The following is a 25691-nucleotide window of genomic DNA, read 5'->3' on the forward strand; positions in this document are numbered from 1 at the left end:
CGCGATGTTCATCTGCGTCTGCAATGCCATTCGTGACACCGAACTGCGCCACGCCGCGCGCCAGCATCCGGGCGATGCCGATGCGGTCTATGCCTGCCTGGGCAAGACCCCGCAGTGCGGCCAATGCCTCGACGAAGCGGCGGAAATCCTGATCGAGGAACGCGAACGCGCCGCGTGCGGGCAACTCGCGCCGGCCTGATCCCGCCCTTGCTCTTCCCGGTGGGCAGGCCCATATTCGGGTCATAGCCGATCACAGGAGCTTTCCATGAAGGGCGACCCGCAGGTCATCGAATTCCTCAACAAGGCGCTGCAGAACGAGCTGACCGCCGTCAACCAGTACTGGCTGCACTACCGCATGCTCGACAACTGGGGCGTGACCAAGCTGGCCGCGCATGAGCGCCACGAATCGATCGACGAGATGAAGCATGCCGACCAGCTGGCGGCGCGCATCCTGTTCCTGGGCGGGTTGCCCAATTTCCAGTCGATGGGCCGCCTGCGGATCGGCGAGACGGTCGAGGAGATCCTGAAGGCCGACCTGGCGCTGGAGCACGATGCCCTGCCCCTGCTGAAAGAGGCGATCGCCCATTGCGAGGCGGTGCGCGACTTTGTCAGCCGCGACCTGTTCGGCGCGATCCTCGCCAGCGAGGAAGAGCACGTCGACATGCTGGAAACCCAGTTCGAGATGATCGAACGGATGGGCCTGCAGAACTACATCCAGCTGAACAGCGCCCCGCCGGAGGACTGATCCGGCCTACTTCTTGGTGGCGTAGGGGTTCTTCGCGGTCCGCAGCGTCAGGCGCACTGGCACGGCATCGAACCCCAGTTCGCGGCGGATGCCGTTGACCAGATAGCGCTGGTAGCTGGTCGGCAATTCATCCAGCCGGGTACCGAACAGCACGAAGCCGGGCGGGCGGGTCTTGGCCTGGGTGATGTAGCGCAGCTTGATCCGCTTGCCGCCAGGCGCGGGCGGCGGGTTCTTGGCCAGCGCATCGTCAAACCAGCGGTTCAGCGCCGAAGTCGGCACACGCTTCGACCAGGCGGCGCGCAAATCAAACGCCGCCTTGATCAGATCGTCCAGCCCCTTGCCGGTGCGGGCCGATACGGCCAGCAGCGGCAGCCCGCGCACTTGCGCCAACCCTTCGTCCAGCGCGGCGCGCACCCCGTTGTAGAGGCCCGAGGCGTTTTCCGCGACGTCCCACTTGTTGATCGCGATGATCAACGCCCGGCCTTCTTCGAGCACCATCGAGGCGATCTTGAGGTCCTGGTGTTCCAGCCCGCGCGTGGCATCCAGCAGCAGCACGACCACTTCGGCAAAGTCGATCGCGTGGCGCGCATCGGCCACGGCCAGCTTTTCCAGCTTGTCGGTCACTTGCGCCTTCTTGCGCATCCCGGCCGTGTCGATCAGCCGCACGGGGCGTTGCTCGCCCGATGCGGGATCGGTCCAGGTCCAGTCGACCGCGATCGAATCGCGCGTGATGCCCGCTTCCGGCCCGGTCAGCAGCCGGTCCTCGCGCAGCATGGCATTGATCAGGGTGGACTTGCCGGCGTTCGGCCGCCCGACGATGGCCAGCTTGAGCGGCGCCGACAGGTCATGCTCTTCGCCGTCCTCGTCCGTTTCAAACGGCTCGAATTCGGGCTGCTTGTCGTCGAGATGCGGCAGCAGCGCCTCGAACAGATCGGCCATGCCCTGCCCGTGTTCAGCCGACAGCGGCACCGGATCGCCAAAGCCCAGCGCATAGGATTCGAACAACCCGTGATCGCCCGCCTTGCCTTCGGCCTTGTTGGCCACCAGCACCACAGGCACGGTGGACTGGTGCAGGTAACGGGCAATTTCCTCGTCCAGCGGGGTCAGTCCGGCGCGCGCGTCGATCACGAACAGCGCTACGTCCGCCCCCTGCAGCGCGGCTTCGGTCTGTTGGCGCATCCGGCCCGGCAGGCTGGCTTCGTCCTCGTCCTCCCACCCGGCGGTGTCGACGATGGTGAAATCGAGGCCCAGCAGATGCGCCTCGCCAAAGCGGCGATCGCGGGTAACCCCCGGCTGATCGTCCACCAGGGCGAGCCGCTTGCCCACGAGGCGGTTGAACAGCGTGGATTTGCCCACATTCGGGCGACCAATGATGATGACTTGCGGCAATGCCATGCGCCGCACCTGACCGCACCGGCAACAATTTGCAAGGTTTTGCAGCATCGGCGGCAAAAGGTTGCAGGTTTATTTACCAAACCCCGCAGGTTGCCCCTAACCTTGCCCTGCCATTACCGTTGGCATGAGGGAAAGATTTCTGATTGCGACCGGACTGGCGATTGCCGCGCTTTCAGCGCCGGTCGCCGCCGTATCGGTGGGGTTCGACGACAGCCGGGTCGTATCGGGTGGGGGCAGCAGCGAGCTACCGCCCTACCTGCAATGCGTGCCTTATGCGCGGCAGGTGTCGGGGATCATGATCTTCGGCGATGCGCATACCTGGTGGGACCAGGCCGATGGCCGCTATGCGCGCGGATACAAGCCGAAAGTGGGCGCGGTCATGGCGTTTCGCCCGCATGGCAATTCGCGGCTGGGCCATGTCGCCGCTGTCAGCAAAATCGTCGATTCGCGCACCTTGCTGGTCCGCCACGCCAACTGGAGCCCGATCAACGGGCGGCGCGGGCAGATCGAGGATGACGTGAAGGTGGTGGACGTCTCGCCCGAGAACGACTGGTCGGCCGTGCGCGTGTGGTATGCGCCGCTGGGCCAGCTGGGCGGCACGCACTGGCCGGTCGAAGGATTCATCTATCCCGGCAAGGCGAAGAAGTCTGAACGCCTGCCGGTGCGCAACATAACGATTGCCGCCGCGCCCCGCGGCAGCGATCCGATTGCAGACATCATCCGCCAGAAACTGGGGTTCTGACGTCCCGCCGGGCAGGCCCGGCGGGCGAGACATCAGTCCATCAGGCCTTGGCGACCGGGGCGCCCTCGCCCAGGTCTTCGTACCAGGCTTCGACCGGGCCGTTCAGCTTGATGGTCAGCGGCTGGCCCTTGCGGTCCATCGTCTTGCCCGCCTGCACCCGCACCCAGCCCTCGGAAATGCAGTATTCCTCGACATTGGTGCGGACCACGCCCTTGAAGCGGATGCCAACGCCGCGCTGCAGCTTGTCGGCATCGAAATATTCGCTGCGCGGGTTGATCGCCAGGCGGTCGGGCGGGAGATCGGGGCCGGTCGATGCGGCCGATGCTTCAGGGGGAGTGGTTTCTTCGGTCATGAAAAGCGCCTCTAGATGTTGATCGGCGCTTGTCAATTCGCGCGAGCCTGTCTAAGGGCGCGCTTCGCGAACGGAAGTGGGCGCGTAGCTCAGCGGTAGAGCACACCCTTCACACGGGTGGGGTCACAGGTTCAATCCCTGTCGCGCCCACCACTTCCTTCCCCCGACATGGTTGAAAGCTGGTGCCCAAGCGGGCATAGGCCGCGCCATGCATGATATTCGCCAGATCCGGGACAATCCCGCCGCTTTCGACGCCGCCCTCGCCCGCCGCGGGGTAGAGCCGGTATCCGCTGCGATCCTTGCGCTCGACACCCGCCGCCGCGCGGTGGCCACGCAGATGCAGGAAGCGCAGAGCCGCCGCAACGACGCCTCCAAGGCCATCGGCGCGGCGATGGGGCGCGGCGACAAAGATGAGGCGGAACGGCTGAAAGCCGAAGTCGCGGCGCTGAAGGACACCCTGCCCGCGCTGGAAGCAGAAGACCGCGAGTTGCTGGCCCAGCTGAACGAAGAGCTGGCCCGCCACCCCAACCTGCCCGACGCCGCCGTGCCGGATGGCGAGGACGAGGGCGCCAACGTCGAGGTCAGCCGCTGGGGCACGCCGCGCACCTTTGATTTCACCCCGCAGGAACACGCCGACATCGGCCCGACGCTGGGGCTGGACTTTGAAACGGGCGCCAAGATTTCCGGCGCGCGCTTCACCTTCCTGCGCGGCCAGATGGCGCGCCTGCAACGCGCGCTGGGGCAGTTCATGCTGGATCACCAGACCAACGTGAACGGTCATGCCGAATGCGCGACGCCGCTGCTGGTCAAGAGCGAAGCGCTGTTCGGCACCGGCCAGCTGCCCAAGTTCGCCGAGGACAATTTCCGCACCACGGATGATCGCTGGCTGATCCCCACCGCCGAAGTCAGCCTGACCAATTCCGTGCGCGAACAGATCCTGGCCGAGGCGGAGCTGCCGCTGCGGATGACCGCGCTGACCCCGTGCTTCCGCAGCGAAGCGGGCGCGGCGGGCAAGGATACGCGCGGCTATATCCGCCAGCACCAGTTCGAGAAGGTGGAACTCGTCACCATCTGCAAGCCGGAGGATTCCGAGGCCGAGCACGAGCGGATGACGGCGGCGGCCGAATCGATCCTGCAGGCGCTGGATCTGCCCTATCGCAAGATGATCCTCTGCGCTGGCGACATGGGCTTCACCGCGCGCAAGACCTATGACCTTGAAGTCTGGCTGCCGGGGCAAGGCGCCTACCGCGAGATTTCGTCCTGTTCCAACTGCGGCGATTTCCAGGCCCGGCGCATGAATGCGCGCTATCGCCCCGAAGGCGCGAAGGGGACGGAATTCGTCCACACGCTCAACGGCTCGGGCCTCGCCGTGGGCCGCACGCTGGTGGCGGTGCTGGAGAACTATCAGAACGCCGACGGATCGGTCAGCGTGCCCGCCGCGCTGCGCCCTTACATGGGCGGGATCGACACGCTGGTGCCCCTCTGACATGAAAGCCGCCTGATGCGCATTCTCCTGACCAATGACGACGGCATTTTCGCTCCCGGACTGGAAGTGCTGGAGCGGATCGCGGCGCGCTTTTCGGATGACATCTGGATCTGCGCCCCGGCCGAGGAACAGTCCGGCGCTGGCCATTCGCTCACCCTGTCGCGCCCGGTGCGGCTGCGCCAGCACGATGCCCGGCGCTTTTCCGTCTCCGGCACCCCCACGGACTCGGTGATGATGGCGCTGCGCGAGGTCATGCCCGGCGCGCCCGACCTGATCCTGTCGGGCGTCAACCGCGGTGCGAACCTGGGCGATGACGTAACCTATTCCGGCACCGTTTCCGCCGCGATCGAAGGCGCGCTGGCAGGCATCCGCTCGATCGCGCTGAGCCAGGTCTACGAGAAGGAAGGCATGGGCGACACCGTGCCGTTCGCCGCCGCCGACGCCTGGGGCGCGAAAGTGATCGAGCCGCTGCTGGGCGTGCCCTTTGCCCCGCGCACGCTGGTCAATGTCAACTTCCCCCCGCTGGCGGCCGACGAGGTCAAGGGCATTCGCGTGGTTCGGCAGGGATTTCATGACTATGCGCGCGGATCGGTGGTTGAAGGAACCGATCCAAGGGGATACCGTTACTTCTGGTTCGGCCTGCACGGGATTGAGCACACCCCCGGTCACGCCACCGATCTTGAAGCGATCCAGGATGGCTATGTGTCTGTAACCCCGCTGCAACTGGACCTGACGCACGACGCATCGCTGGCCGCGATGGCAGAGCGGTTCGCCTGATGCGCCGCGCGGCGCTCCTCGCCGGGGTCGTCGCGCTGTGGCTGGGCGCGCCGGTTCTCGCGCAGTCTGCGGCAGAGAAGCGGGCGGACGATCCCAGGACCGCCACCGAATATGTTGTGAAGCCGGGCGAAACGCTGGGCGGCATCGCCAACCGGGTCGAAGTGCCGCGCATCCTGATTATCGAGGCGAACGGCCTGAAGGCGCCCTATCTGGTGCGCGTCGGGCAAAAGCTGGTGATCCCGCGCCGCCGCACCCACACGGTCAAGGACGGCGAAACCGGCTTTGCCATCGCGCTGGACTATGGCGTGCCGTGGTCCGCGATTGCCGCCGCCAACGGGCTTGACCCCAAGGCCGCGGTCAAGGCCGGGCAGAAGCTGGCGATCCCGACGATTGCCAAGGTCGCGGCCGCCACCGTGCCGGCCCCCGCCCCGACCGCCAGCGCCGCCCCTTCGCCCGAACCCACCGCCAGCGCCGCGCCCGCCGCCAAGCTGCCGCCCGATACCAAGGCTCCGCGCTTCGTCTGGCCCCACTCGGGCAAGGTCCGGCGCGACTTTTCCCCGCGCGGCAAATCCGGCTGGCACGACGGGATCGACCTCACCGCCGACAAGGGCGACGCCGTGCGCGCCGCCGCCGCGGGCAAGGTGATCTTTGCCGGACAAGGGCCTAAAGAATACGGTCTGACGGTGATCATCCACCACACCGGCCGCTGGACCACGACCTATTCGTTCCTCGACAAGGTGACGGTGAAGGACGGCGAAGCGGTCAAACAGGGTGAACGCATCGGGCTGGCCGGGGATACGGGCCTCGCCACTTCTCCGCAGGTTCATTTCGAAGTGCGCCGCAACCGCGTGGCGCTGGATCCGGTGGACTACCTGCCCGCGCGATGAGCCGCCGATCCCGTCCCCGCTTCGTGCCGTTCCGCCCGCTGCGGCGGCAGATCCGGATGCCGGTCTGGGCCGATGTCGGCCTGCGGCTGGCGGCGGCCTTCGGCCTCGTGTTCCTGGTGGTGATGATCCACTGGCTGGACCGTGACGGCCTGAAAGACGGGCACGATGGCCACATCACGTTTCTGGATGTCGTCTATTTCACGATGATTTCCATCACCACCACCGGCTTTGGCGATATTGCCCCGGTCAGCGACCGCGCCCGCCTGATCGAGGCGGTGATCGTCACCCCGATCCGGCTGGCAGTGCTCTTCATCTTCGTCGGCACGGCCTACAACTTCATCATCAAGCGCACCTGGGAGAATTGGCGAATGCGGCGGATTCAGGAGCGGCTGACCGGCCATGTCGTGGTGCTGGGCTTTGGCGTCAGCGGATCGCAGGCCGTGGGCGAACTGATCGAGCGCGGGACTGATCCCGGCACCATCGTCGTGATGGACGGCAGCGCCGAACGCCTGGCCGAGGCCGAAGCGTTGGGCTGCAACGTGATCCAGGACGACGCCAGCCGTGACGAGGCGCTGAAGGCGGTGCGGATCGACAGTGCCGGCACCGTGTTGGTCTCGGCCGGGCGCGACGATACCTCGATCCTGATCGTGCTGACGGTGCGCCACCTCGCCCCGAACGTCCCGATCAGCGTGGTGGTGCGCAACGAGGACAACGAAATTCTCGCCCGGCAGGCCGGGGCCGACAACGTGATCAACCCGGTGCGCTTTACCGGGCTGCTGCTGGCCGGATCGGCGCAGGGCAGCCACGTGGCGGATTACCTGGCCGACCTGGCAACCGCTTCCGGGAACGTCCAGCTCGTGGAGCGTCCCGCCCTGCCCGAGGAAATCGGCCGGAGCCTGAACGAGTTGCCCCACTCCGTGCGCGGCCTGCGGATCAATCGCGGCGGGCGCGAAATCGGCTTCTGGGAAGCGGATGCGGGCCGGATCGAGGCTGGCGACGTGATCGTGGCGGTGGTGCCGACCATCGCCTGACCGGCGCTACCCCAGCAGAAAGAACACCCCGCCCATCGCCAGGTAGGCCAGCAGGAAGGCCCCGCTGTCCTTCACTGTCTCCGCGCGTGGCGTGCCGGTGCGGGACTGGCTGATCCACAGCGCAGGGATCACGAAGGCCAGCGCCAATCCGCCCGACTGCATGAAATAGAGCCACGGCTTCACCGCCAGCTTGTCCGGCCCGATCCGGGCGAGCGCGTGGCCCAGCATCGCGGCGGACAGCAGCATCCCGGCCAGCGCCGCCACCGGTGACGTCCCCCGCCGCAGCGCCAGCACGATCCCCGCCGCGACCAGCGCCGCCGCCACCACGCCCAGCCAGTTCATCGGTCCCATCACGCCTGCTCCCATTCCAGCAACGCCACATGGCCTTCGCCAGCGGCCATCCATTCGCGGGCAAAAGCGCCGAGTCCCTCGCGCACGGCCTCCACCGCCCCTGCCGGCATGGCGGGCATGGGGACGTGCGATCCCGCGCAGGCCGTTTCCGCCATCGCCAGCAGATCAGCCGCTGCGCCGCTGCCGCCGCTCCACAAGTCCGCCTCGAAACACTCGACGATCCGTTCGGCCTGCAGCAACTGCACGATTTCCGGATCCGGCAGTCCGGCCCGCTTGGCGCTGGCGTGGCCGGCCGCCTTGGCCAGTTCCTGCAGCGCTTCGGGGTGCAACCCGCCTGCAACCATGCCCCAGAATCCGCGGTCCAGCGCGAAGGCGCGCTCCACGAACCAATGGACTGCATCGTGCGGAACCGGTCCCTTGTGCGGCAGGCGCGTGTCGGCGCGGGTGCCGTCGGCGCGGGCAATCGCGATGGCATCGGCGCCGCGCCCCTTGGTGATCGCGATCTTCATGCGCGCAGCAGTAGCGAAATCCCCGCAATCCGTGTAGGGGCCGCGCCCATGGCAATCGAGATTCCTGAAGCCCGTAAGGTCGGCATGGTCAGCTTGGGCTGTCCCAAGGCGCTGGTCGACAGCGAACGCATCCTCACCCGGCTGCGCGCCGATGGCTATGCCATGAGCGCGGACTATGCCGGGGCCGACGTGGTGCTGGTCAACACGTGCGGGTTCCTCGATTCCGCCAAGGAGGAAAGCCTGGCCGCGATTGGCGAGGCGATTGCCGAGAACGGCCGCGTAATCGTGACCGGGTGCATGGGGAATGAGGCGGAGCTGATCCGTGCAAAGTTCCCCGATGTGCTGGCCGTCACCGGCGCGCACCAATACGAAGCCGTGGTCGAGGCCGTGCACGAAGCCGCGCCCCCATCACAGGGCCCATTCGTCGATCTGATCCCGCAGCCGTCGGACGCGGAGATCAAGCTGACACCGCGCCATTACAGCTACCTGAAGATTTCCGAAGGCTGCAACCACGCCTGCGCGTTCTGCATCATCCCGCAGCTGCGCGGCAAGCTGGCCAGCCGCCGGATCGACGCCGTGCTGCGCGAGGCGGAAAAGCTGGTCGCGGCGGGCACCAAGGAACTGCTGGTGATCAGCCAGGACACCTCGGCCTATGGCGTGGACGTGCGGCACGAGGAGCGCGAGTGGAAGGGCCGCAAGGTCCGCACCCACATGACTGACCTTGCCCGCGAACTCGGCCAGCTGCGCACGCCCGAAGGCCACGCGCCGTGGGTGCGGCTGCACTATGTCTATCCCTACCCGCACGTCGATGCGGTGATCCCGCTGATGGCGGAGGGGCTGATCACGCCCTATCTGGACATCCCGTTCCAGCACGCCGCGCCGAACGTCCTGAAAGCCATGAAGCGCCCCGCGAACGAAGCGAAAGTGCTCGAACGCCTGAAGGCCTGGCGCGAGATCTGCCCGGACATCACGATCCGCTCCAGCTTCGTGGTCGGCTTCCCCGGCGAGACGGAGGAAGATTTCCAGTACCTGCTCGACTGGCTGGACGAGGCGCAGCTGGACCGCGTCGGCGGCTTCCGGTTCGAACCCGTCGCGGGCGCGGCGGCGAACGATCTGCCGAACCCGGTGCCCGAAGCGGTCAAAGAAGAGCGCTATCAGCGCCTGATGGAAAAGACCGCCGCGATCAGCGCGGCCAAGCTTGCCGCGAAGGTCGGCCGCACGCTGCCCGTGATCATCGATGAAGTGGGCGAACCCGACGAGGATGGCGACATCGGCGCGACCGGGCGGTCACAGGCCGATGCCCCGGAAATCGACGGTGCGGTCTATCTGCGCAACGTCCCCGCCAGCCTGAAGGCGGGCGACATCGTGCAAGTCGAAGTGGAAGATGCCGACGCGCACGACCTGTTTGGCGTGATCGTCTGACGCCGGGGGGCGCAGGCCGCGCCCCCCGGCCCGATCAGAACATCTTGGTAAGCGTGTAGAACACCGCACCCACCGCCGCGCTGGCGGGGATGGTGATGAACCAAGCGGTCACCACCCGGCCCGCCACGCCCCAGCGCACGGCGCTGGCCTTGCGCGCGGCGCCGGTGCCGATCACCGATCCGGTGATGGCGTGGGTGGTCGATACCGGAATGCCCAGCGCGCTGGCCCCGAACACCACGATCGAACCCGCCGTCGAAGCACTGAACCCGGTGTGATGGTTCAGCTTGGTCAGCTTGGTGCCCATCGTCTTGATGATCTTCCACCCGCCCGACATCGTGCCCAGCGCGATCGCCGCATAGCAGGAAATCACGACCCATTCCGGCACGTGGAATTCACCGTTCAGGTGACCGGTGGAATAGAGCAGGACCGTGATGATCCCCATGGTCTTCTGCGCGTCGTTGCCGCCGTGGCTGATCGAATAGGCCGCCGAACTGACCAGGTGGAGCGATTTGAACACCCCTTCGGCCCGGCGCGGCTGAAAGCCCTTGAACAGCCAGCTGGTCAGCAGGACCATCAGCATGGCCAGCGCAAAGCCGATCATCGGCGACAGGAAGATCGCCACCACCGTCTTGGTCGTGCCCGAACTTTCAACCACGGTGAACCCGCCGTGCGCGATGCCCGCGCCCAGCAGCCCGCCGATCAGCGCGTGGCTGGACGAGGACGGAATGCCCTTGAGCCAGGTCACGACGTTCCAGAACATCGCCCCGACCAGCGCCCCGAACACCACTGCCGGGGTCACCGCATCCTTGTCGATGATCCCCTTGCCCACGGTTTCGGCCACGTGCAGCCCCACCAGCCAATAGGCCGCGAAGTTGCCGAACGCGGCGAACAGCACCGCCACGACCGGAGAGAGCAACCGGGTGGAGACCACGGTGGCGATGGAATTGGCCGCATCGTGCAGCCCGTTCAGAAAATCGAACGCCAGCGCGAGGGCGATCAGGCCGACGAGCAGCGGAAAGGCAAGCTCATGCATTGCCGGTATCCTTTGTCAGGCGCCCTCAGGCGTGGTCGATCACCAGGCTGTCGATTTCGTTCGCCACGTCCTCGAACGCGTCGGCGATGCGTTCCAGCCGCTTGTAGAGCTCGCGGGTGACGACGAACGCGATCGGATCGGGATTGATCTTCTGCGCCTGAAACGCAATCTTCATCCCGCTGTCGTGCAGGCCATCGACCTGCCCTTCCAGCTGGACGATCCGGCCGGTCAGCTCGTGCAGGCGGTGGCCGTTGCGCTCCACGTCGCGCAGCAGCGGCACCGCTTCGGCGATCAGGCGGCTGGCATCCAGCGACAGCTGGGCGATTTCCTTCATCGCCGGGTCGAACTGCGTGATTTCGAACAGCTCGATCGCCGACGAAGCCGCATTCATTTCATCGATGGTGTCGTCCATCGCCCCGCTCAGCGCGGTGATCGCCCCCCGGTCGAACGGAGTCAGGAACGTCTGGCGGACTTCGTGCAGGGTCTGGCGGATCACTTCGTCCGCCGCATGCTCGAAATCGTGGATCGCGCGCAGGTGGGCGCTGCGGTCCCCTTCGCCGTGAGTCAATTGCACAAGTGCTTCCGCCGCACCGACCATGCTGGCCGCATGACGTTCGAACAGCACGAAAAAGTCGCCAGACTTGGGCAGCAGGCGCTGAAACCAACCGAACATTACAGATGTTCCCCCTCAGGAATGTGACACGCCTATGACACCGAAATGACAGATTCGACAGCGCTAATCGCGCATGTCCACAATTGCCGGGTTGCGGGTTTGTCCCTAGCCTGCGCCGATGCTTCGCTTGCCCCCTGCCCTGACCCCTGTCCTGACCCTTGCCTGTGCCGCGCTGTGCCTGTCCGTACCAGCCGCCGCACAGCCCCTGACCCCGGCTGAGCGGGCCGCGATCGAACGCGCCGTTACCGGCACCTTGCGCGAAACGCGGGTACCTTCGGCGCAGGTTGCCGTGGTGCGCGATGGGCAGCTGGTGTTCGAGGGTGCGTGGGGCAAAGCGGCGGAAACGATCCCGCAGGCGCGCCCCGACCTGCCCTATCAGATCGCGTCCAATTCCAAGCAGTTCATTGCCGCGCTGCTGCTGCTGCTGGAAAACGATGGCCGGCTCTCGCTGGATGAGCCGGTCGCGCGCTGGTTGCCGGACATATCGGGGGCAGACCGGATCACGCCGCGCCAGCTCCTGTCGCACACATCGGGCCTGCCGGATTACTGGCCGCACGACTTTGCCTTTGCCGCCACGGCCGAACCGGTGACCCCGGACCAGATCATCGCCCGCTGGGGCCGCCAGCCGCTGGAATTCGAACCCGGCACGCGCTGGGAATATTCCAACACCGGCTATGTCGTGGCCGCCCGAATCGCGGAAATGGCGGGCGGTGCGCCGCTGTGGCAGCAGCTGGACCAGCGCCTGTTCGCCCCGCTGGGGATCAAGCCGCTGCCGCTGGACGACACCAACGCCGCAGGCTTTCCGCAGGGCTATCACCGCTATGCCACCGGCCCGGTCCGTCCGGCCAGGCCAGCCGCGCGCGGCTGGCTGTGGGCGGCAGGGGAACTGTCGATGACCGCAGCGGACCTGGCCCGCTGGAACATTGCCCGGATCAACCGCCAAGTGCTGCCGCCCGAGGACTGGGAGCAGATGGAAACCCCGGTGCGGCTGGCCGATGGTTCGCGCACGACATATGGCCTGGGCGTGGCGCGGCGCAGCGCGGGCGGGCGCACCCGGATCGAGCACGGCGGCGAATCGGTCGGCTTCCTGTCGCAGAACGCCGTGTGGCTGGACCAGCGCACCGCGGTCACCGTGCTGACCAATGCCGATTACGGCGGCGCGGAGAACGCGCTGACCAACCGGATCGCCGCGATTGTGCTGCCCAAGCTGCCCCCGGTCCCGGCCCGCGTGGCGGATACGGGCGGGCGGGTCGATGAGATCCGGCACGTGCTGGCCGCGCTCGCCGCCGGCCAGATCGATCCGGCGCGCTTTACCCCCAACGCGCAGTATTACTTCATCCCCGGCGCACTGGCGGATTACCGCGCCAGCCTGTCCACCCTTGGCGCGCCGCTGTCGATCAGCAGCACTCGCTCACCCTGGCTGCGCGGTGGTTTCGTCGGACGGGCCTATAGCGTGCGCTACAAGGCCCAGCGCTTTCGCCTGTCGACTTATGCCGAACCGGGCGAGAATGGCCGGTGGGAGCAGTTCATCCTTTACGCGGATTAAAGCCAGCCGATCCGCTTGAACCGCACATAGAGCCCGCCGCAGATCGCGAAGATCAGGCCGAGAACCGCCGGATAGCCCCACGGTTGACGCAACTCGGGCATATAATCGAAGTTCATGCCGTAAATCCCGGCAATCGCGGTCGGCACCGCCAGGATCGCGGCCCAGGCGGCCAGTTGCCGGGTCATTTCGCCCTGCCGGTGCTGTTCCAGCAGGCTGGCGGTTTCCACGATGCTGGCCAGCGTTTCCATCAGCCCCACCATCCGCCGCATCGTCCGCCGCACGTGGTCCTGCACGTCGCGGAACCAGACCCGCGCGGCCGGATCGATCACCGGCAGCTCGACCGTGGCGAGCCGTTCGCACATTTCCTCCATCGGGCCGACGATCCGCTGGAACCGGCGCAGCTGGCGGCGCAGGCGGAAGATGCGGCGGATGGTGGATGGTTCGGGGAACGTGTCGATCGCCCGCTCCTCCATGTCCTGCACCGCGCTTTCCAGCTTTTCCATGATCGGCTGATAGCCGTCGACGATATAGTCGAGGATCGCATGGGCGACATAGTCCGGTCCTTCGGCCAGCCGCTGCGCATCCGCTTCCAGCCGGGCGCGCAGCGCGGCGTGCGACCGGGTTGACCCGAACCGGACCGAGATCAGGAAATCCGGCCCGAGGAACAGCGCGGTCTGACCATAGGCGATCTTTTCGCCCTCCTCGATCATCGCGGTGCGCGCGACGATGAACAGGGTTGGCCCATAGGCTTCGACCTTGGGCATCTGCATCGGGTTCAGGGCGTCTTCCACTGCCAGCGGGTGCAGGCCGAACTGGCGCCGGACCAGGTCCATCTCCGCCTCGTCGGGTTCGGCCAGTCCGACCCAGTCAAACGCGCGTGCGGGCACTTTTCCGCGCGGCTGGCCGGTCAACGCCAGGGCGGTATCGACCGGCTGACCGGCGGCATAACGGCGGGCTGCGATGATTGCCATTGCATCGCAGTGCCAAACCCGCATGATGCTGGCAATCCCGCGCGTCTTGCGATACGTACGGCAATGAAACTTACAACAATGTCAATTTACCGGGGGAGAGCCCGAGCATGAATGCCATTACGCCGATCGAGGCCACTGCAACTACCGAGGAATGCCTCGACGTCCTGATCGTCGGCGCCGGGATTTCCGGCATCGGCATGGCCGTCCACTTGCGCAAGGACTGCCCCGGCAAGAGCTTCGCGATCCTCGACCGGCGCGAGCAGCTGGGCGGCACGTGGGACCTGTTCCGCTATCCCGGCATCCGGTCGGACAGTGACATGCACACGCTGGGCTTTGCCTTTGCCCCGTGGAAGCATGAGAAGTCGATCGCGGATGGCCCGGCCATCCTGGAATACCTGAACGAGATCACCGACCAGTATGACCTGCGCAGCCACATGCGCTTTGGCCAGAAGGTCGTCTCGGCCGACTGGGACAGCGAGACCGCCCGCTGGACCGTCACGACCGAGGCTGCCGACGGCACGCTGAGCCGCGTGCAAGGCCGGTTCCTGTTCCTGGGATCGGGCTACTACGATTACGACGATCCCTATGACGCCGGCTTCAAGGGGCGCGAGGACTTCAAGGGCCAGATCATCCACCCGCAGTTCTGGCCGAAGGATTTCGACTACACCGGCAAGAAGGTCGTGGTGATCGGCTCTGGCGCGACCGCGGTGACCATCGTGCCGTCGATGGCGCATGGCGGCGCGGCCCACGTCACCATGCTGCAACGCACGCCGACCTGGATGGTCAGCCGCCCCGCGCGTGACAAGTTCGCCAATACCCTGCGCAAGTTCCTGCCGGAAAAGGTCGCTTATGCGCTGACCCGCGCCAAGAACATCTTCCTGCAGGACCTGATGTTCAAGCGCGCCCGCAACGCGCCGGACAAGGTGAAGGATTTCCTAACCACCCAGCTCCGGCAGACCCTGGGCGACAACTACGATCCGCAGGCCTTCACCCCGCCCTACGATCCGTGGGACCAGCGCCTGTGCCTGGTGCCAGACGCCGATTTCTTCACCGCGATCAACGAAGGCAAGGCCTCGGTCGTCACCGACTATGTCGAATGCTTCGACGCCACGGGGATCAAGCTGCAATCCGGCAAGCATCTGGATGCCGACGTGATCGTTACCGCGACGGGCCTGAAGATGGTGTTCGCGGGCAAGATCGCGTGCAGCGTGGATGGCCAGCCGATCGATTTTTCGAAGACGTTCTATTACCGCAACTGCATGTTCTCAAACGTCCCGAACATGGCCGGAGCGTTCGGCTATCTCAACGCGTCGTGGACGCTGCGGGTGGACATCATCGGCGATTACCTGACCCGGCTGCTCAATGCGATGGACGCCAACAACGTCCAAATCGCCGTGCCCGCCCTGCCCGACGATCAGCGCCCGGATGAGGACGACGTGTTCGACTTCTCGTCCGGCTACATCCAGCGCGCCAAGCACATCATGCCGCGCAACGCGCCAACGCTGCCCTGGCGGCTCAATCAGGAATATCGCAAGGACCGGGTGGACATGCGCCAGGCTCCGATCGACGATGGCGTAATGCAATTCCGCCGCGTCCGCGCAAAAGTTGATGCATAAGTAAGCCGAAAGGCCCCTTGCGTAATGGCGCGGTTGCCGTAACGCTTGGGGCCTATGGCTGAAACCGCACGCATCTGGACCGCCGCCCTGCTTGTCATCGGGGACGAGATTCTCTCTGGCCGCACGCAGGACAAGAACGTGGCGCAAGTCGCCACCTGGCTCAACGTGCAGGGCATTCGCCTGCGCGAAGTGCGGATGGTGGCCGACGACATGGACGCCATTGTCGAAGCGGTGAACACCCTGCGCGCGCGCAACGACTACCTGTTCACCACCGGCGGCATCGGCCCGACGCACGACGACATCACCGTGGACGCCATCGCGCAGGCGCTGGGCGTGGGCGTGGTGATCCATCCCGATGCCCGCGCCATTCTCGAAGGGTATTACGCCACGCGCGGCGGGCTGAACGAGGCGCGGCTGCGCATGGCCCGCGTGCCGGACGGCGCCAGCCTGATCCCCAACCGGATGTCCGGCGCACCGGGCATCCAGCACGGCAACATCTTCATCATGGCGGGCGTGCCCAGCATCACGGCGGGCATGCTCGACGCCCTTACCGGTACGCTCGAAGGCGGCCTGCCGGTGCTCTCTGCCACGGTCGGCTGCTGGGTTGCTGAAAGCGAGATCGCCGACCTGCTGCGCGAGACGGAGCGCCTGCACGACGATTGCCAGATCGGCAGCTACCCCTTCTTCCGCGACGGGCGCGTTGGCGCGAACTTCGTGATCCGTTCGACCAGCGCGGCCATCCTCGAGGACGTCAGCGCCGCGCTCACCACGGGTCTGACCGCACTGGGCCGCGAAGCGGTGGCGGGTGGCATCTAGGGTCATTCTGGCGGCGCTGGCGCTCGGCTCTTGCGCCGCACCGCCAGCGAACGTGCTGGACCGGTTCGAGGCCACCCTCGCCGCGCAGGACAGTGCCACCGCCGCACTTGGCGCATGGTGCGCCGCACGTGGGATCGCCGCACCCGCGCGTATCAGTGCCGAGGTGCTGCCCGGCGGAATGCGCACCGACCCGGCGGACCTGCCCGCGCTGCTGCAACTGGAGGCACCGCCCGGCTATCGCCACGTCCGGCTGAGCTGCGGCGAAGCGGTCCTGTCCGAAGCCCATAACTGGTATGTGCCGCAGCGCCTGACCCCGGCCATGAACGCCGCGCTGGCCACCAGCGACGTGCCCTTTGGCAAGGTTGCCGCACCGCTGCGCTATAGCCGCCAGCGCCTGTCCAGCCAGCGCGGGGCCGGGCCGGGCTGCCCGACCGACACGATCCTGACCCACCGCGCGCTGCTGCGCCTGCCCGATGGCGCGCCGCTGGCGCTGGTGACGGAATGCTACACCCCCGCCAACCTGCGGCGCTGATGCGCGCCTGATGCACAAAACGCCAGATCCGCATAAACGAAAGGGCCGGGAAGGTTTCCCCTCCCGGCCCGTTCATTGCGCGTATCGCGGCTGGATCAGGCGCCCTGCACTTCCGTCAGGTCAACCTTGATGCCCGGGCCCATCGACGAGGACAGGCCGATCTTGCGCACGTACTTGCCCTTCGAACCCGACGGCTTCGCCTTGACGATGGCGTCGACGAACGCGTCGAAGTTGGCCTTCAGCTGTTCGTTGGTGAACGACAGCTTGCCCAGACCGCCGTGGATGATCCCGGCCTTTTCGACGCGGAATTCAACCTGGCCGCTCTTGGCCGCCTTGACGGCGTCGGCGACGTTCGGGGTCACGGTGCCCAGCTTCGGGTTCGGCATCAGGCCCTTCGGACCCAGCACCTTGCCGAGACGGCCGACCAGACCCATCATGTCCGGCGTGGCGATCACGCGGCCATAATCCAGGTTACCGGCCTGCATGTCTTCCAGCAGGTCTTCGGCGCCAACCTTGTCCGCACCGGCGGCCAGAGCGGCTTCGGCCTTGTCGCCGCGCGCGAACACGGCAACCTTGACGTCCTTGCCGGTGCCCGAGGGCAGCACGACCATGCCGCGGACCATCTGGTCGGCGTGACGCGGGTCAACGCCCAGGTTCAGCGAGACTTCCAGGCTCTCGTCGAACTTGGCGCTCTTGAGGTCCTTCAGCAGCTGGATGGCTTCTTCGACGCCATAGAGCTTCTGGTTGTCGCCCAGCTTTTCAACGAGGGCCTTCTGCTTCTTGGTCTGCTTGGCCATGTTCTCAGCCCTCCACAACCTGGAGGCCCATCGCGCGCGCGGAGCCTTCGATGATCTTGGTGGCGGCTTCAATGTCGTTGGCATTGAGGTCAGCCATCTTGGTCTGGGCGATTTCCGCCAGCTGCGAACGCTTGATCGTTCCCGCGCTGACCTTGCCCGGCTCCTTCGAACCCGACTTCAGGCCGGCGGCCTTCTTGATCAGGAACGAGGCCGGCGGCGTCTTGGTGACGAAGCTGAACGAGCGGTCCGCATAGACGGTGATCACCGTCGGGATCGGCATGCCCTTTTCCAGTTCCTGCGTCGCGGCGTTGAACGCCTTGCAGAATTCCATGATGTTGACGCCGCGCTGACCCAGCGCCGGACCGATCGGCGGCGAGGGGGTGGCGCTGCCAGCTGCGACCTGCAGCTTGATATAGCCTTCAATTTTCTTGGCCATGGGTGGCCTCCTTTCTTCCTGTTGGACCGGCTGGGCCGGCCCGCAGAGTGAGCGGTCAAACGGTGACCCGAAGGCCCCCTTCCGCACGGAATCGCCCCGGCAAGGCCAGAGCGAAGCGGCGCGCGTAGGCGAATACGCGCGCCATTGCAACTGCCGGGTTGCCCCGGCAGGTGGTTACTTGGACAGTTCGACCTGTTCGAAGTCGAGTTCGACCGGCGTGGCGCGACCGAAGATCGAGACCGACACCTTGACCCGGTTCTTGTCGAAGTCGAGTTCCTCGACCACGCCGGTGAAGCTGTTGAACGGCCCGTCGAGCACCTTGACCGAATCCCCGATCTCGTAATCGACGCTGACGTGCTTCTTCGGCTCGGCCGCGGCGGCATCGCGCGCGCCGAAATAGCGGGCGGCTTCGCGGTCGGTGATCGCCTGCGGCTTGCCGTTCGGCCCGAGGAACCCGGTGACCTTGGCGGTGTTCTTGACGAGGTGATAGACGTCGTCGTTCAGGGTCAGCTTGGCCAGCACGTAGCCGGGCATGGTCTTGCGTTCGACCTGGACCTTCTTGCCGCGCTTCACTTCGGTCACGGTTTCGGACGGAACCTCGACCGCTTCGACCAGCGCTTCAAGGCCCAGGCGCTCCGCCTCGGCCAGGATCGAATCGCGGACCTTGTTCTCGAAGCCCGAATAGGCGTGGATGATATACCAGCGAGCCATGTGTCTCTCGTAACTTTCGAAATCAGGCCAACGACAGCAGCCAGCGCACGATCGCGCCGAACAGCGAGTCCACGCCAAGGAAGAAGACGGCGAGGATCACCATCAGGATGCCCACGAAGATCGCGGTGGTGACGGTTTCCTGCCGCGTCGGCCAGACGACCTTGCGGGCTTCCGCCTGAACCTGACGCATGAATTCGCCGGGATTGAACTTGGCCATGGCTACTCAGCCCGTGCTGTTGAACGAAAAAACTCAAACCGTCCGCCGCGCCGGGAACAGCACCGCCCCGGCGCCCTCAGGAAGGGCTGCCGGGGTGGCGAATGTTCTCCGATGTCGGAAGACACTCGCGCACTTAGCTATCGCGCGGCGGTTTTGCAAGCTTGGCCAGGAAGGTGCCCTGCGCGCGCTTCACGATGACCGCGCCCTCGGGCAGGCTGACCGGATCATCCCGCCCGATATACCACAGCCAGTCCGCCTCGTGCGCGGGGCCATACTTGGCCAGTTCGATCGGCCGGCCCGGAAACCGCAACAGGCGGTGATAGGGATCGCGGTAAAAGGGGCCGCCCTGCTTGATGGTGATCATGTGCACCTTGGGCAGCGCGAAATTGGAATTGTTCAGCGCATCCAGCCGCACGATCGACCAGGCGCCGACATGCTCCTGCGGGTTATAGCCCCACTCGCTGCGCTCGGTCACGACCAGGCTGGCCACTTTCGCGCCGCGCGGCAGATCCTCGATCATGGTCAGCAGCCGCGCGGTGTGCTGCGATTCGCGGTACCAGTCCGCCGTGGTCAGCCCCAGCCGCCCCAGGAACAGCAGCGGCGCCAGCAGCAGCAGCCAGCGCGGCGTGCGCCAGGCCAGCGCCAGGCACCCCACCATCAGGCCGGTATAGATCATCCGCGCATCGACCAGGTCGCCACCGAAGATGTGGCGCGGCATCACCACCGCCAGCCCCAGCATCGCCACGGCCGCCCAGCCCAGCCGCCCGTCGAGCCGCCGGAAACACAGCGACAGGAACAGGATCGCACCGATCAGGATCGCGCTGGCATAATCCAGCCACTCGATCTGATCCTTCATCGCCTGCTTCCAGATCGTCCACTTGTAGGTCAGCGCGTTGGTGCCATAGGATGCCAGTTCCTTGGTCCCTTCCCCCGCGAACAGCGTGGTCAGGAACGGCGCCATCAGCGGCCACGGGGCCACGAAGGGGCGCCAGCTCTTTTCGCGGTGCCATTCATAGGCAAAGACCATCACGCCCAGCGCGCCCCAGCCCGACACGTGGCACAGCCACACGCCCAGCCCGATCGGCACGAACAGCGGTTCGCGCCAGCGCTTGCCTTCCAGCCGCACCCACAGCGCGAACGCGAACAGCGCGCCGGCCAGCGACAGGCCGAAGTTGAGGAAACCCAACAGCATGGCCGGGGACCAGACAAAGCACAGCGCCAGCATCGTGCCGACGCCGATCCGCCGCCGCAGCGTCCATTCGACCGCGATGATGCCAAGGCCGGTGGACAGCACGGTCAGCATGACCACGATCCGCCCCGCCGCCTCGATCCCGAACAGCTTGGCAAACGGCCAGATCAGCAGGTCCGCCCCCAGGTTGCCCATCAGGTGCCACTGGAAGCCATAATATGCCTTCAGGAACGGGCTTTCCGCGCGGTCGAGCATGATGTGGTAGCGCGCGAGGTGCGCGGCATAGTCCACCATCTGCGGATAACGTGCCACCAGCACCGGCAGGCAGGCCAGCACCGCCAGCGCGATGGCGATCCACAGGGTCTGGCGCGGGGTGAATTCGCCCGACAGCCAAGATCGGCGGCCGCCCTCCGTACTGACCTGCTCGGCAAGAGGTTCGGCGGACATCGGCTCAAATCTGGCTGGGGGGATGGGCAGCGCTGGCAGGAGTGGCAGGATTCGAACCCGCGGCCCTCGGTTTTGGAGACCGATGCTCTACCAACTGAGCTACACTCCTGCAGGCGGAAGCGGCCACTATACCGAGTTTTCACGGATGGCAAGGCGCGCCGCGCATTTATTCTCCCGGTCCGCCACCGGCTCTGCTAACCTGCCGCCGTGCACGCCCCCGTAGCCCCGCAACCGCTTGACCCGGACCTGCTGATGCTGGCCTATCGCAGCGGCGTGTTCCCGATGTCCGACGCGCGCGACGATCCGGATGTGTTCTGGGTGGAACCGCGCCAGCGCGCGATCCTGCCGCTCGATGGCCTGAACGTGTCGCGTTCGCTGGCCCGCACGTTGCGCCGGGGCAGGTTCCGCGTGACCTGCAATGCCGCCTTTGCCGAGGTCATGGCCGGATGCGCCGCCCCCCGACGCGAAACGGACGATACGTGGATCAGCGGACGGATCACCGCCAGCTACCTGCTGCTGCACCGGCTAGGACACGCACATTCGATCGAATGCTGGCAGGGCGATGAACTGGTCGGCGGGCTCTACGGCGTGGGGTTCGACCGGGTGTTCTGCGGCGAATCGATGTTCAGCCGCGTGCCGGATGCGTCAAAGGTCGCGCTGTGCTGGCTGGTCGCGGCGCTGCGCCATGCGAACGCGACGCTGCTGGACTGCCAGTTCATGACCGAACACCTTGCCTCGCTGGGCGCGGTGGAAATCAGCCAGGCGGAATATCTGGTGCGGCTGCGCGCCGCTCAGAGCGCGACGGACGGCGCGGGTGCGGCGGCGCTGGGCGATGGGGTGGGCGATGCACTGGCCGACGGCTTGGGCGTCGGCGCGGGCGTGGCGCTGCCCGATGGCTTTGCCGCGCTGCTGGCAGCGGCGGCGGCGGCGGGATCTTCCTCCTCGCCGGGGAACTTCATCGCGCAGTCCTTGACCCAGACGTCATAGACCGGGTGCTCAACCACGTTGAGCGAGGGCGAGTTCTTGAACAGCCAGCCCGAAAACACCTTGCGCCACTGCAGCGCCTGATCGGCTGAGGCCCGCTCCTCGATGAACACCTGCACGAAGGCACCGGTTTCAGGCGGGCTTTCCCACGGCAGCGTGCGTTCGCAACTGGCGAGACGGACGATCACGTTGCCCACGCGGCGCGATTCGCCCGGCTTCATCACCAGGTCCTGGGTCAGGTTGTTGCGCTTGTTGAGCAGGCCGATCGTGGCCACCCGGTCCCTCACCGGGGTGCCATATTCGCTTTCCACCACCGGCGCGGCAGCCTGATCGGCCACGGCCTTGGGAATGTCGGTGGGGGCAGGCTGCGCATCGTCGCTACCGCCCGAACAGGCGGCCAGCAAAAGCAATCCGACAGGGGCCAGCGCCCGCTTCACGCCTCAGGCGTCCGGGGTCCAGGCTTCGTAGTCGCCGGTTGCCGCCGCGCGCTTGCCGCCGCGCTCCAGCGCGCCCTGCGGGCGATAGGCAGCCTGCGTGCCGGTAGCGTTGGGCGTGAAATCCGCTTCCCAGATACGCGGCGGGGGCAGGAAGCTTTCAGGCACGCCGTCATAGCTGCCGTGCAGCCAGCCGTGCCATTCGGCCGGGACTCGGCTGGCGTCGTTGGCGCCGTTGTAGATCACCCAGCGACGCTCGCTGCCGCCAAAGGGCTGGCCCGCGGCGCGGCGCTTCTTGGCGCGATAATACTTGTTGCCCTGCGCGTCGGTGCCGACGTGTTCGCCGGTGAACGCGCTGTTGAGCATGGTGCCGATGGTGGCGCCGTCCCACCAGGTGAAGATCTTGCCGAGGATTCCCATGCGCGCCGCCTAGCCCAATTGCGGCGCGGGGGAAAGGGGCCGGTGCAGGCTTTTCCGCGCCCGGTGCATCACCAGTTGACCTTGTCGCCCGGCATTAGCCCCAGCTCTGCCGCACGGCCCCCGTTCAGTTCCAGCACCGCGATCACCAGCCCGACCGAGCGCAGCGGGCTTTCGTCATAGGGCACGGCATTGGCGGCAATGTTGCTGATCCGTCCGTCCACGCCCACGAAGATCAGGTCCAGCGGGATCACCGTGTTGCGCATCCAGAAGCTGGCGCCGCGGGGCGGGTTCATCGGGAACAGCATCCCCTCGTCCGCGCCCATGGCCGTGCGGAACATCAGCCCGCGGGCCTGTTCCTGCCCCGTGCGAGCCAGTTCGACGCGAAAATTGTGGACCCGGTCGCCACTGGTGACGGTTAGCGGCACAACCGCCAGCCCCGATACCGGGTGCACGGACGGTGCGGCCTGGGTCGATCCCGGCGCGGCTTCGGACGCGTTGGGGGAACAACCCGTCAATGCCAGGCCCGTCAATGCCAGGATTTTGGCCGCGATCAGGCACTTGCGCATCATTCTTCACCATCCAGTTCCGCCGCCCAGCGTTCGGCGGCCGCGATGCTGGGGGCATTGACCAATTCGCGCGCGCTGTCCAGCGGGTGCCCGGCCCGCAGCATTGCCGCCAGCTGCTTTTCCCGCAGCGCCCGGTCCGCGCCGTCCGGCCCGAACGGCCCGATCCGCCGCTTGCGGGCCAGCGCCAGCGCGGCGCGGCGCTGTTCGGCAGGGGCCGCGCGCACTTCCGCCCGTACGTCCTCGGCAATGCCGGCCGCGTCCAGCGCCTGCCCGATCCGCCGCACGCCATAGCCGCGCCGCAGCAGGCTGCCGGTGCGGGCGCGGGCGAACACGGCATCGTCAATATAGCCCGCCGCCACGAACCGCGCGACGATCTCTGCCACCGGGGCCGCGCCCTCCCCGTCCCAGCCGCGCTCGCGCAACTTGCGGCGCAGATAACCCTCCAGCTTGGCCGCGCTGGTGGCAAAGCGGGCGACATAGGCCAGCGCCAGCTCCTCCAGCCGGGGGGCGTCAAGCGGCCGGGGATTGCGGCGGGTCTGGGTCATGGTTGGCCTTATTCGTGCCATAGTATGCGGCAAATGGGGAGGCTGGACCGCGAAGTTTGAGGGTTTCGCGCAGGACTTGAACATGGGAGCGATGCTGAAATGCAGCACAAATCCCTGAAAAACAAACGGGTTAACGCACGATGATTGATGCCGCCACAACCGTGACGAATGCATCCGGCCAACTGGTCCCCACGCCGAACGAGGACGATCATCCGCGCCGGTTCGCCGATTTCGCCACCTTTGGCGAAGCGCTGGACTATGCCGCGCAGGGCAAGCGCGGGTTCAACTTCCACGATCCGCGCGGCAACCTGGCCCGGGTCTATCCTTTCAGCGAGTTGCGCAGCGATGCGCTGACCATGGCCTATCGCCTGATCGCCCACGGCGTGAAGAAGGATGACCGCATCGCGATGGTCGCCGAAACCGGGCCGGAATTCGCCGCCCTTTTCTGCGGCGCGATCTATGCCGGGGCCTGGCCGGTGCCGCTGCCGCTGCCGACCAGCTTTGGCGGCAAGGACAGCTATATCGACCAGCTGGCCGTCCAGTTGCAGAGCAGCGATCCCAAGATCCTGTTCTATCCCGCCGAGATCGCTGAAATGGCCGGAGCGGCCGCCGCGCGTCAGGGATGCGAAGGGATCACCTGGCAGGACTTCGCCATGGCCCCCGCGCCGGAATGCACGTTGCCCGCTGCCCACCCGGACGACATCTGCTACCTGCAGTATTCCAGCGGCTCGACCCGGTTCCCGCATGGCGTGGCCGTGACCCACGCATCGCTGCTCAACAACCTGGCCGGGCACAGCCACGGGATGAAGATCCAGCAGTCGGACCGCTGCGTCAGCTGGCTGCCGTGGTATCACGACATGGGCCTGGTCGGCTGCTTCCTGTCGCTGATCGCCAACCAGATTTCGGCCGACTACCTGAAGACCGAGGATTTTGCCCGCCGCCCGCTGGCCTGGCTGGACATGGTCAGCCGCAACCCCGGCACGACCTGCAGCTATTCGCCGACCTTCGGCTATGACATCTGCGCCCGGCGCATTTCCAGCCAGAGCAACGTGGCCGAACGGTTCGACCTGTCGCGCTGGCGGATCGCCGGCAACGGCGCCGACATGATCCGCCCGGACGTGATGCAGAGCTTCGTCAACGCCTTTGCCTATGCCGGGTTCAAGGCCAGCGCGTTCCTGCCCAGCTATGGACTGGCCGAGGCGACGCTGGCGGTCACCCTGATGCCGCCGGGCGAAGGCATCCGCGTCGAGCTGGTCGAGGAAGAGCGCCTGTCCGGCACCCCGCGCGACCTGTCGCGTCCGGCCCGCTATCGCGCCATCGTCAACTGCGGCAAGGCCGTGAAGGATATGGAGCTGGCCATTCGCGGCGAACATGGCGAAAGCCTGCCCGATCATCACATCGGCAAGGTGTGGTGCAAGGGGCCGTCGGTGATGCACTCCTACTTCCGCGACCCCGAAAGCACTGCCGCGTGCCTGGTCGATGGCTGGCTGGATACCGGCGACATGGGCTACATGGTCGATGGCTATCTGTTCATCGTCGGCCGCGCCAAGGACATGATCATTATCAACGGCAAGAACCACTGGCCGCAGGACATCGAATGGGCGGTGGAACAGCTGCCCGGCTTCCACCAGGGCGACATTGCCGCGTTCTCGGTCGAAAACGACAGCGGCGAGGAAGTTCCCGCCGTGCTGGTGCATTGCCGGGTCAGCGATCCGGCCGAGCGGGTCAAGCTGCATGACCAGATCAAGGACAAGGTCCGCTCGATCACGGGCATGAACTGCGTCGTCGAACTGGTGCCGCCGCGCACCCTGCCCCGTACCTCGTCGGGCAAGCTCAGCCGCGCCAAGGCCAAGAAGCTGTACCTTTCGGGCGAAATCGCGCCGTTCCAGCTGGCGGCCTGAACCGTCCCCATCACCACGACCGCCGGCGCTGAACGGAAAGGTAAAGCCGTTCACCGCCGCGTCGTCTCGGGTGAGCCCGGTTAAGCCCTGTTTGCCGTACCTGTTAATCCGGAAGTCAGCAAAACTGGCGCCTTCCGGGCCTGACCGTCGGCGTTGATGC

At 66.4% G+C, this 25691-nt stretch carries 29 protein-coding genes, 2 tRNA genes and 1 pseudogene; 15 read left to right on the forward strand and 17 right to left on the reverse strand.

Annotated elements, in window-relative coordinates; all coding sequences use genetic code 11:
* The first annotated feature begins 4 nt into the window (after positions 1-4).
* Together IE113_RS05425 and bfr are read left to right on the forward strand one after the other, a co-directional pair.
* Entirely contained in the window at positions 5-199 is a 195-nt protein-coding gene (locus tag IE113_RS05425; RefSeq protein WP_189539395.1) for a (2Fe-2S)-binding protein, read from the forward strand.
* A gap of 66 nt (positions 200-265) precedes the next feature.
* Positions 266-745 (forward strand): bacterioferritin, encoded by a 480-nt coding sequence (bfr, locus tag IE113_RS05430; RefSeq protein WP_189539396.1) that lies wholly within the window; start codon positions 266-268, stop codon positions 743-745.
* 6 nt (positions 746-751) lie between these two features.
* Here bfr and der read toward each other — a convergent pair whose 3' ends face one another.
* Positions 752-2140 carry a ribosome biogenesis GTPase Der gene (gene der, locus IE113_RS05435; protein ID WP_189539397.1) on the reverse strand — a complete coding sequence of 463 codons (1389 nt, stop codon included), beginning with the start codon at positions 2138-2140 and terminating at the stop codon, positions 752-754.
* 124 nt (positions 2141-2264) lie between these two features.
* On the opposite strand from der, the gene IE113_RS05440 reads away from it, so the two are divergent.
* Positions 2265-2882: a CHAP domain-containing protein gene (locus tag IE113_RS05440; protein ID WP_189539398.1), complete on the forward strand. Its 618-nt coding sequence runs from the start codon at positions 2265-2267 to the stop codon at positions 2880-2882.
* 40 nt (positions 2883-2922) lie between these two features.
* Here the strand turns inward: IE113_RS05440 and IE113_RS05445 are convergent, their stop codons facing one another.
* Positions 2923-3234 carry a DUF3297 family protein gene (locus IE113_RS05445; protein ID WP_189539399.1) on the reverse strand — a complete coding sequence of 104 codons (312 nt, stop codon included), beginning with the start codon at positions 3232-3234 and terminating at the stop codon, positions 2923-2925.
* Between the two features lie 78 nt (positions 3235-3312).
* Here IE113_RS05445 and IE113_RS05450 point away from each other — a divergent pair.
* The 5 genes from IE113_RS05450 to IE113_RS05470 all read left to right on the forward strand — a co-directional run bounded on the left by IE113_RS05450 (position 3313) and on the right by IE113_RS05470 (position 7415).
* Positions 3313-3387, forward strand: a tRNA-Val gene (locus tag IE113_RS05450).
* Between the two features lie 55 nt (positions 3388-3442).
* On the forward strand, positions 3443-4720 hold the full coding sequence (gene serS, locus IE113_RS05455) for a serine--tRNA ligase (protein ID WP_189539400.1): 1278 nt from the start codon (positions 3443-3445) through the stop codon (positions 4718-4720).
* A gap of 15 nt (positions 4721-4735) precedes the next feature.
* The gene (surE, locus tag IE113_RS05460) at positions 4736-5497 is read left to right on the forward strand and encodes a 5'/3'-nucleotidase SurE (protein WP_189539401.1); all 762 of its coding nucleotides are present in this window, start codon (positions 4736-4738) and stop codon (positions 5495-5497) included.
* Entirely contained in the window at positions 5497-6384 is an 888-nt protein-coding gene (locus IE113_RS05465) for a M23 family metallopeptidase (protein WP_189539402.1), read from the forward strand. The genes surE and IE113_RS05465 overlap by 1 nt, the downstream gene beginning before the upstream one ends.
* Positions 6381-7415 carry a potassium channel family protein gene (locus IE113_RS05470; protein ID WP_189539403.1) on the forward strand — a complete coding sequence of 345 codons (1035 nt, stop codon included), beginning with the start codon at positions 6381-6383 and terminating at the stop codon, positions 7413-7415. Before IE113_RS05465 ends, IE113_RS05470 begins: the two co-directional genes overlap by 4 nt.
* Positions 7416-7421: 6 nt before the next feature.
* Here the strand turns inward: IE113_RS05470 and IE113_RS05475 are convergent, their stop codons facing one another.
* Positions 7422-7766 carry a DUF1761 domain-containing protein gene (locus IE113_RS05475; protein ID WP_189539404.1) on the reverse strand — a complete coding sequence of 115 codons (345 nt, stop codon included), beginning with the start codon at positions 7764-7766 and terminating at the stop codon, positions 7422-7424.
* The gene (locus IE113_RS05480) at positions 7766-8275 is read right to left on the reverse strand and encodes a hypothetical protein (RefSeq protein WP_189539405.1); all 510 of its coding nucleotides are present in this window, start codon (positions 8273-8275) and stop codon (positions 7766-7768) included. Before IE113_RS05480 ends, IE113_RS05475 begins: the two co-directional genes overlap by 1 nt.
* A gap of 48 nt (positions 8276-8323) precedes the next feature.
* Between IE113_RS05480 and rimO the strand changes: the two genes are divergently transcribed.
* The gene (gene rimO / locus IE113_RS05485) at positions 8324-9697 is read left to right on the forward strand and encodes a 30S ribosomal protein S12 methylthiotransferase RimO (protein WP_189539406.1); all 1374 of its coding nucleotides are present in this window, start codon (positions 8324-8326) and stop codon (positions 9695-9697) included.
* Between the two features lie 34 nt (positions 9698-9731).
* Here the strand turns inward: rimO and IE113_RS05490 are convergent, their stop codons facing one another.
* Entirely contained in the window at positions 9732-10730 is a 999-nt protein-coding gene (locus IE113_RS05490; RefSeq protein ID WP_189539407.1) for an inorganic phosphate transporter, read from the reverse strand.
* A 25-nt stretch (positions 10731-10755) separates the two neighbouring features.
* On the reverse strand, positions 10756-11403 hold the full coding sequence (locus IE113_RS05495; RefSeq protein WP_189539408.1) for a DUF47 domain-containing protein: 648 nt from the start codon (positions 11401-11403) through the stop codon (positions 10756-10758).
* 118 nt (positions 11404-11521) lie between these two features.
* On the opposite strand from IE113_RS05495, the gene IE113_RS05500 reads away from it, so the two are divergent.
* Positions 11522-12949 (forward strand): serine hydrolase domain-containing protein, encoded by a 1428-nt coding sequence (locus IE113_RS05500; protein WP_189539409.1) that lies wholly within the window; start codon positions 11522-11524, stop codon positions 12947-12949.
* On the opposite strand, the gene IE113_RS05505 is transcribed toward IE113_RS05500, so the two are convergent.
* Entirely contained in the window at positions 12946-13920 is a 975-nt protein-coding gene (locus IE113_RS05505; protein ID WP_189539410.1) for a magnesium and cobalt transport protein CorA, read from the reverse strand. The two genes, IE113_RS05500 and IE113_RS05505, sit on opposite strands and share 4 nt — an antisense overlap.
* A gap of 107 nt (positions 13921-14027) precedes the next feature.
* Between IE113_RS05505 and IE113_RS05510 the strand changes: the two genes are divergently transcribed.
* The 3 genes from IE113_RS05510 to IE113_RS05520 are packed head-to-tail and all read left to right on the forward strand — an operon-like array spanning position 14028 to position 16884.
* A complete protein-coding gene (locus IE113_RS05510; protein ID WP_189539411.1) occupies positions 14028-15536 on the forward strand; it encodes a flavin-containing monooxygenase in 1509 nt (502 codons plus the stop codon).
* Between the two features lie 54 nt (positions 15537-15590).
* Positions 15591-16352, forward strand: a complete 762-nt coding sequence (locus tag IE113_RS05515; RefSeq protein WP_189539412.1) for a competence/damage-inducible protein A — start codon at positions 15591-15593, stop codon at positions 16350-16352.
* The gene (locus IE113_RS05520) at positions 16342-16884 is read left to right on the forward strand and encodes a hypothetical protein (RefSeq protein WP_189539413.1); all 543 of its coding nucleotides are present in this window, start codon (positions 16342-16344) and stop codon (positions 16882-16884) included. Before IE113_RS05515 ends, IE113_RS05520 begins: the two co-directional genes overlap by 11 nt.
* A gap of 95 nt (positions 16885-16979) precedes the next feature.
* Here the strand turns inward: IE113_RS05520 and rplA are convergent, their stop codons facing one another.
* The 6 genes from rplA to IE113_RS05550 all read right to left on the reverse strand — a co-directional run bounded on the left by rplA (position 16980) and on the right by IE113_RS05550 (position 20790).
* Positions 16980-17681 (reverse strand): 50S ribosomal protein L1, encoded by a 702-nt coding sequence (gene rplA, locus IE113_RS05525; protein WP_189539414.1) that lies wholly within the window; start codon positions 17679-17681, stop codon positions 16980-16982.
* 4 nt (positions 17682-17685) lie between these two features.
* Positions 17686-18117, reverse strand: a complete 432-nt coding sequence (gene rplK / locus IE113_RS05530) for a 50S ribosomal protein L11 (protein ID WP_189539415.1) — start codon at positions 18115-18117, stop codon at positions 17686-17688.
* A gap of 174 nt (positions 18118-18291) precedes the next feature.
* Complete coding sequence (gene nusG, locus IE113_RS05535; protein ID WP_189539416.1) at positions 18292-18828, reverse strand: transcription termination/antitermination protein NusG; 537 nt, start codon at positions 18826-18828, stop codon at positions 18292-18294.
* 22 nt (positions 18829-18850) lie between these two features.
* Positions 18851-19045: a preprotein translocase subunit SecE gene (gene secE, locus IE113_RS05540; RefSeq protein ID WP_189539417.1), complete on the reverse strand. Its 195-nt coding sequence runs from the start codon at positions 19043-19045 to the stop codon at positions 18851-18853.
* 133 nt (positions 19046-19178) lie between these two features.
* A complete protein-coding gene (locus IE113_RS05545) occupies positions 19179-20681 on the reverse strand; it encodes a hypothetical protein (RefSeq protein ID WP_189539418.1) in 1503 nt (500 codons plus the stop codon).
* 33 nt (positions 20682-20714) lie between these two features.
* Positions 20715-20790 (reverse strand) — tRNA-Trp (locus IE113_RS05550).
* Between the two features lie 98 nt (positions 20791-20888).
* Here IE113_RS05550 and aat point away from each other — a divergent pair.
* Positions 20889-21668 carry a leucyl/phenylalanyl-tRNA--protein transferase gene (gene aat, locus IE113_RS05555; protein ID WP_189539419.1) on the forward strand — a complete coding sequence of 260 codons (780 nt, stop codon included), beginning with the start codon at positions 20889-20891 and terminating at the stop codon, positions 21666-21668.
* A 35-nt stretch (positions 21669-21703) separates the two neighbouring features.
* Here the strand turns inward: aat and IE113_RS16280 are convergent.
* The 4 genes and pseudogenes from IE113_RS16280 to IE113_RS05575 all read right to left on the reverse strand — a co-directional run.
* Positions 21704-21886: pseudogene (locus IE113_RS16280) on the reverse strand (DUF2155 domain-containing protein); the annotation flags it as partial.
* 219 nt (positions 21887-22105) lie between these two features.
* A complete protein-coding gene (locus IE113_RS05565) occupies positions 22106-22519 on the reverse strand; it encodes an NADH:ubiquinone oxidoreductase subunit NDUFA12 (RefSeq protein ID WP_189539420.1) in 414 nt (137 codons plus the stop codon).
* Positions 22520-22587: 68 nt separating this feature from the next.
* The gene (locus IE113_RS05570) at positions 22588-23088 is read right to left on the reverse strand and encodes a DUF192 domain-containing protein (protein ID WP_229822152.1); all 501 of its coding nucleotides are present in this window, start codon (positions 23086-23088) and stop codon (positions 22588-22590) included.
* Complete coding sequence (locus IE113_RS05575) at positions 23085-23630, reverse strand: regulatory protein RecX (RefSeq protein WP_189539421.1); 546 nt, start codon at positions 23628-23630, stop codon at positions 23085-23087. The genes IE113_RS05570 and IE113_RS05575 overlap by 4 nt, the downstream gene beginning before the upstream one ends.
* A 140-nt stretch (positions 23631-23770) precedes the next feature.
* Here IE113_RS05575 and IE113_RS05580 point away from each other — a divergent pair, with 140 nt between their 5' ends.
* Positions 23771-25531 carry a fatty acyl-AMP ligase gene (locus tag IE113_RS05580; protein WP_189539422.1) on the forward strand — a complete coding sequence of 587 codons (1761 nt, stop codon included), beginning with the start codon at positions 23771-23773 and terminating at the stop codon, positions 25529-25531.
* The last annotated feature ends 160 nt before the right edge of the window (positions 25532-25691 follow it).

This window comes from Novosphingobium arvoryzae (genome assembly GCF_014652615.1).
GTDB classification, from domain to species: domain Bacteria; phylum Pseudomonadota; class Alphaproteobacteria; order Sphingomonadales; family Sphingomonadaceae; genus Novosphingobium; species Novosphingobium arvoryzae.

Coding starts and splice junctions, on each gene's coding strand:
- IE113_RS05515 (WP_189539412.1), top strand. CDS start 15,591: ATGGCTGAAACCGCACGCATCTGGACCGCCGCCCTGCTTGTCATCGGG.
- IE113_RS05580 (WP_189539422.1), top strand. CDS start 23,771: ATGATTGATGCCGCCACAACCGTGACGAATGCATCCGGCCAACTGGTC.
- IE113_RS05505 (WP_189539410.1), bottom strand. CDS start 13,920: ATGGCAATCATCGCAGCCCGCCGTTATGCCGCCGGTCAGCCGGTCGAT.
- IE113_RS05510 (WP_189539411.1), top strand. CDS start 14,028: ATGAATGCCATTACGCCGATCGAGGCCACTGCAACTACCGAGGAATGC.
- IE113_RS05465 (WP_189539402.1), top strand. CDS start 5,497: ATGCGCCGCGCGGCGCTCCTCGCCGGGGTCGTCGCGCTGTGGCTGGGC.
- IE113_RS05445 (WP_189539399.1), bottom strand. CDS start 3,234: ATGACCGAAGAAACCACTCCCCCTGAAGCATCGGCCGCATCGACCGGC.
- serS (WP_189539400.1), top strand. CDS start 3,443: ATGCATGATATTCGCCAGATCCGGGACAATCCCGCCGCTTTCGACGCC.
- IE113_RS05495 (WP_189539408.1), bottom strand. CDS start 11,403: ATGTTCGGTTGGTTTCAGCGCCTGCTGCCCAAGTCTGGCGACTTTTTC.
- rplA (WP_189539414.1), bottom strand. CDS start 17,681: ATGGCCAAGCAGACCAAGAAGCAGAAGGCCCTCGTTGAAAAGCTGGGC.
- nusG (WP_189539416.1), bottom strand. CDS start 18,828: ATGGCTCGCTGGTATATCATCCACGCCTATTCGGGCTTCGAGAACAAG.
- IE113_RS05425 (WP_189539395.1), top strand. CDS start 5: ATGTTCATCTGCGTCTGCAATGCCATTCGTGACACCGAACTGCGCCAC.
- IE113_RS05500 (WP_189539409.1), top strand. CDS start 11,522: ATGCTTCGCTTGCCCCCTGCCCTGACCCCTGTCCTGACCCTTGCCTGT.
- IE113_RS05480 (WP_189539405.1), bottom strand. CDS start 8,275: ATGAAGATCGCGATCACCAAGGGGCGCGGCGCCGATGCCATCGCGATT.
- IE113_RS05565 (WP_189539420.1), bottom strand. CDS start 22,519: ATGGGAATCCTCGGCAAGATCTTCACCTGGTGGGACGGCGCCACCATC.
- surE (WP_189539401.1), top strand. CDS start 4,736: ATGCGCATTCTCCTGACCAATGACGACGGCATTTTCGCTCCCGGACTG.
- IE113_RS05470 (WP_189539403.1), top strand. CDS start 6,381: ATGAGCCGCCGATCCCGTCCCCGCTTCGTGCCGTTCCGCCCGCTGCGG.
- IE113_RS05570 (WP_229822152.1), bottom strand. CDS start 23,088: ATGATGCGCAAGTGCCTGATCGCGGCCAAAATCCTGGCATTGACGGGC.
- bfr (WP_189539396.1), top strand. CDS start 266: ATGAAGGGCGACCCGCAGGTCATCGAATTCCTCAACAAGGCGCTGCAG.
- secE (WP_189539417.1), bottom strand. CDS start 19,045: ATGGCCAAGTTCAATCCCGGCGAATTCATGCGTCAGGTTCAGGCGGAA.
- IE113_RS05490 (WP_189539407.1), bottom strand. CDS start 10,730: ATGCATGAGCTTGCCTTTCCGCTGCTCGTCGGCCTGATCGCCCTCGCG.
- IE113_RS05545 (WP_189539418.1), bottom strand. CDS start 20,681: ATGTCCGCCGAACCTCTTGCCGAGCAGGTCAGTACGGAGGGCGGCCGC.
- IE113_RS05440 (WP_189539398.1), top strand. CDS start 2,265: ATGAGGGAAAGATTTCTGATTGCGACCGGACTGGCGATTGCCGCGCTT.
- rimO (WP_189539406.1), top strand. CDS start 8,324: ATGGCAATCGAGATTCCTGAAGCCCGTAAGGTCGGCATGGTCAGCTTG.
- IE113_RS05475 (WP_189539404.1), bottom strand. CDS start 7,766: ATGGGACCGATGAACTGGCTGGGCGTGGTGGCGGCGGCGCTGGTCGCG.
- der (WP_189539397.1), bottom strand. CDS start 2,140: ATGGCATTGCCGCAAGTCATCATCATTGGTCGCCCGAATGTGGGCAAA.
- IE113_RS05575 (WP_189539421.1), bottom strand. CDS start 23,630: ATGACCCAGACCCGCCGCAATCCCCGGCCGCTTGACGCCCCCCGGCTG.
- rplK (WP_189539415.1), bottom strand. CDS start 18,117: ATGGCCAAGAAAATTGAAGGCTATATCAAGCTGCAGGTCGCAGCTGGC.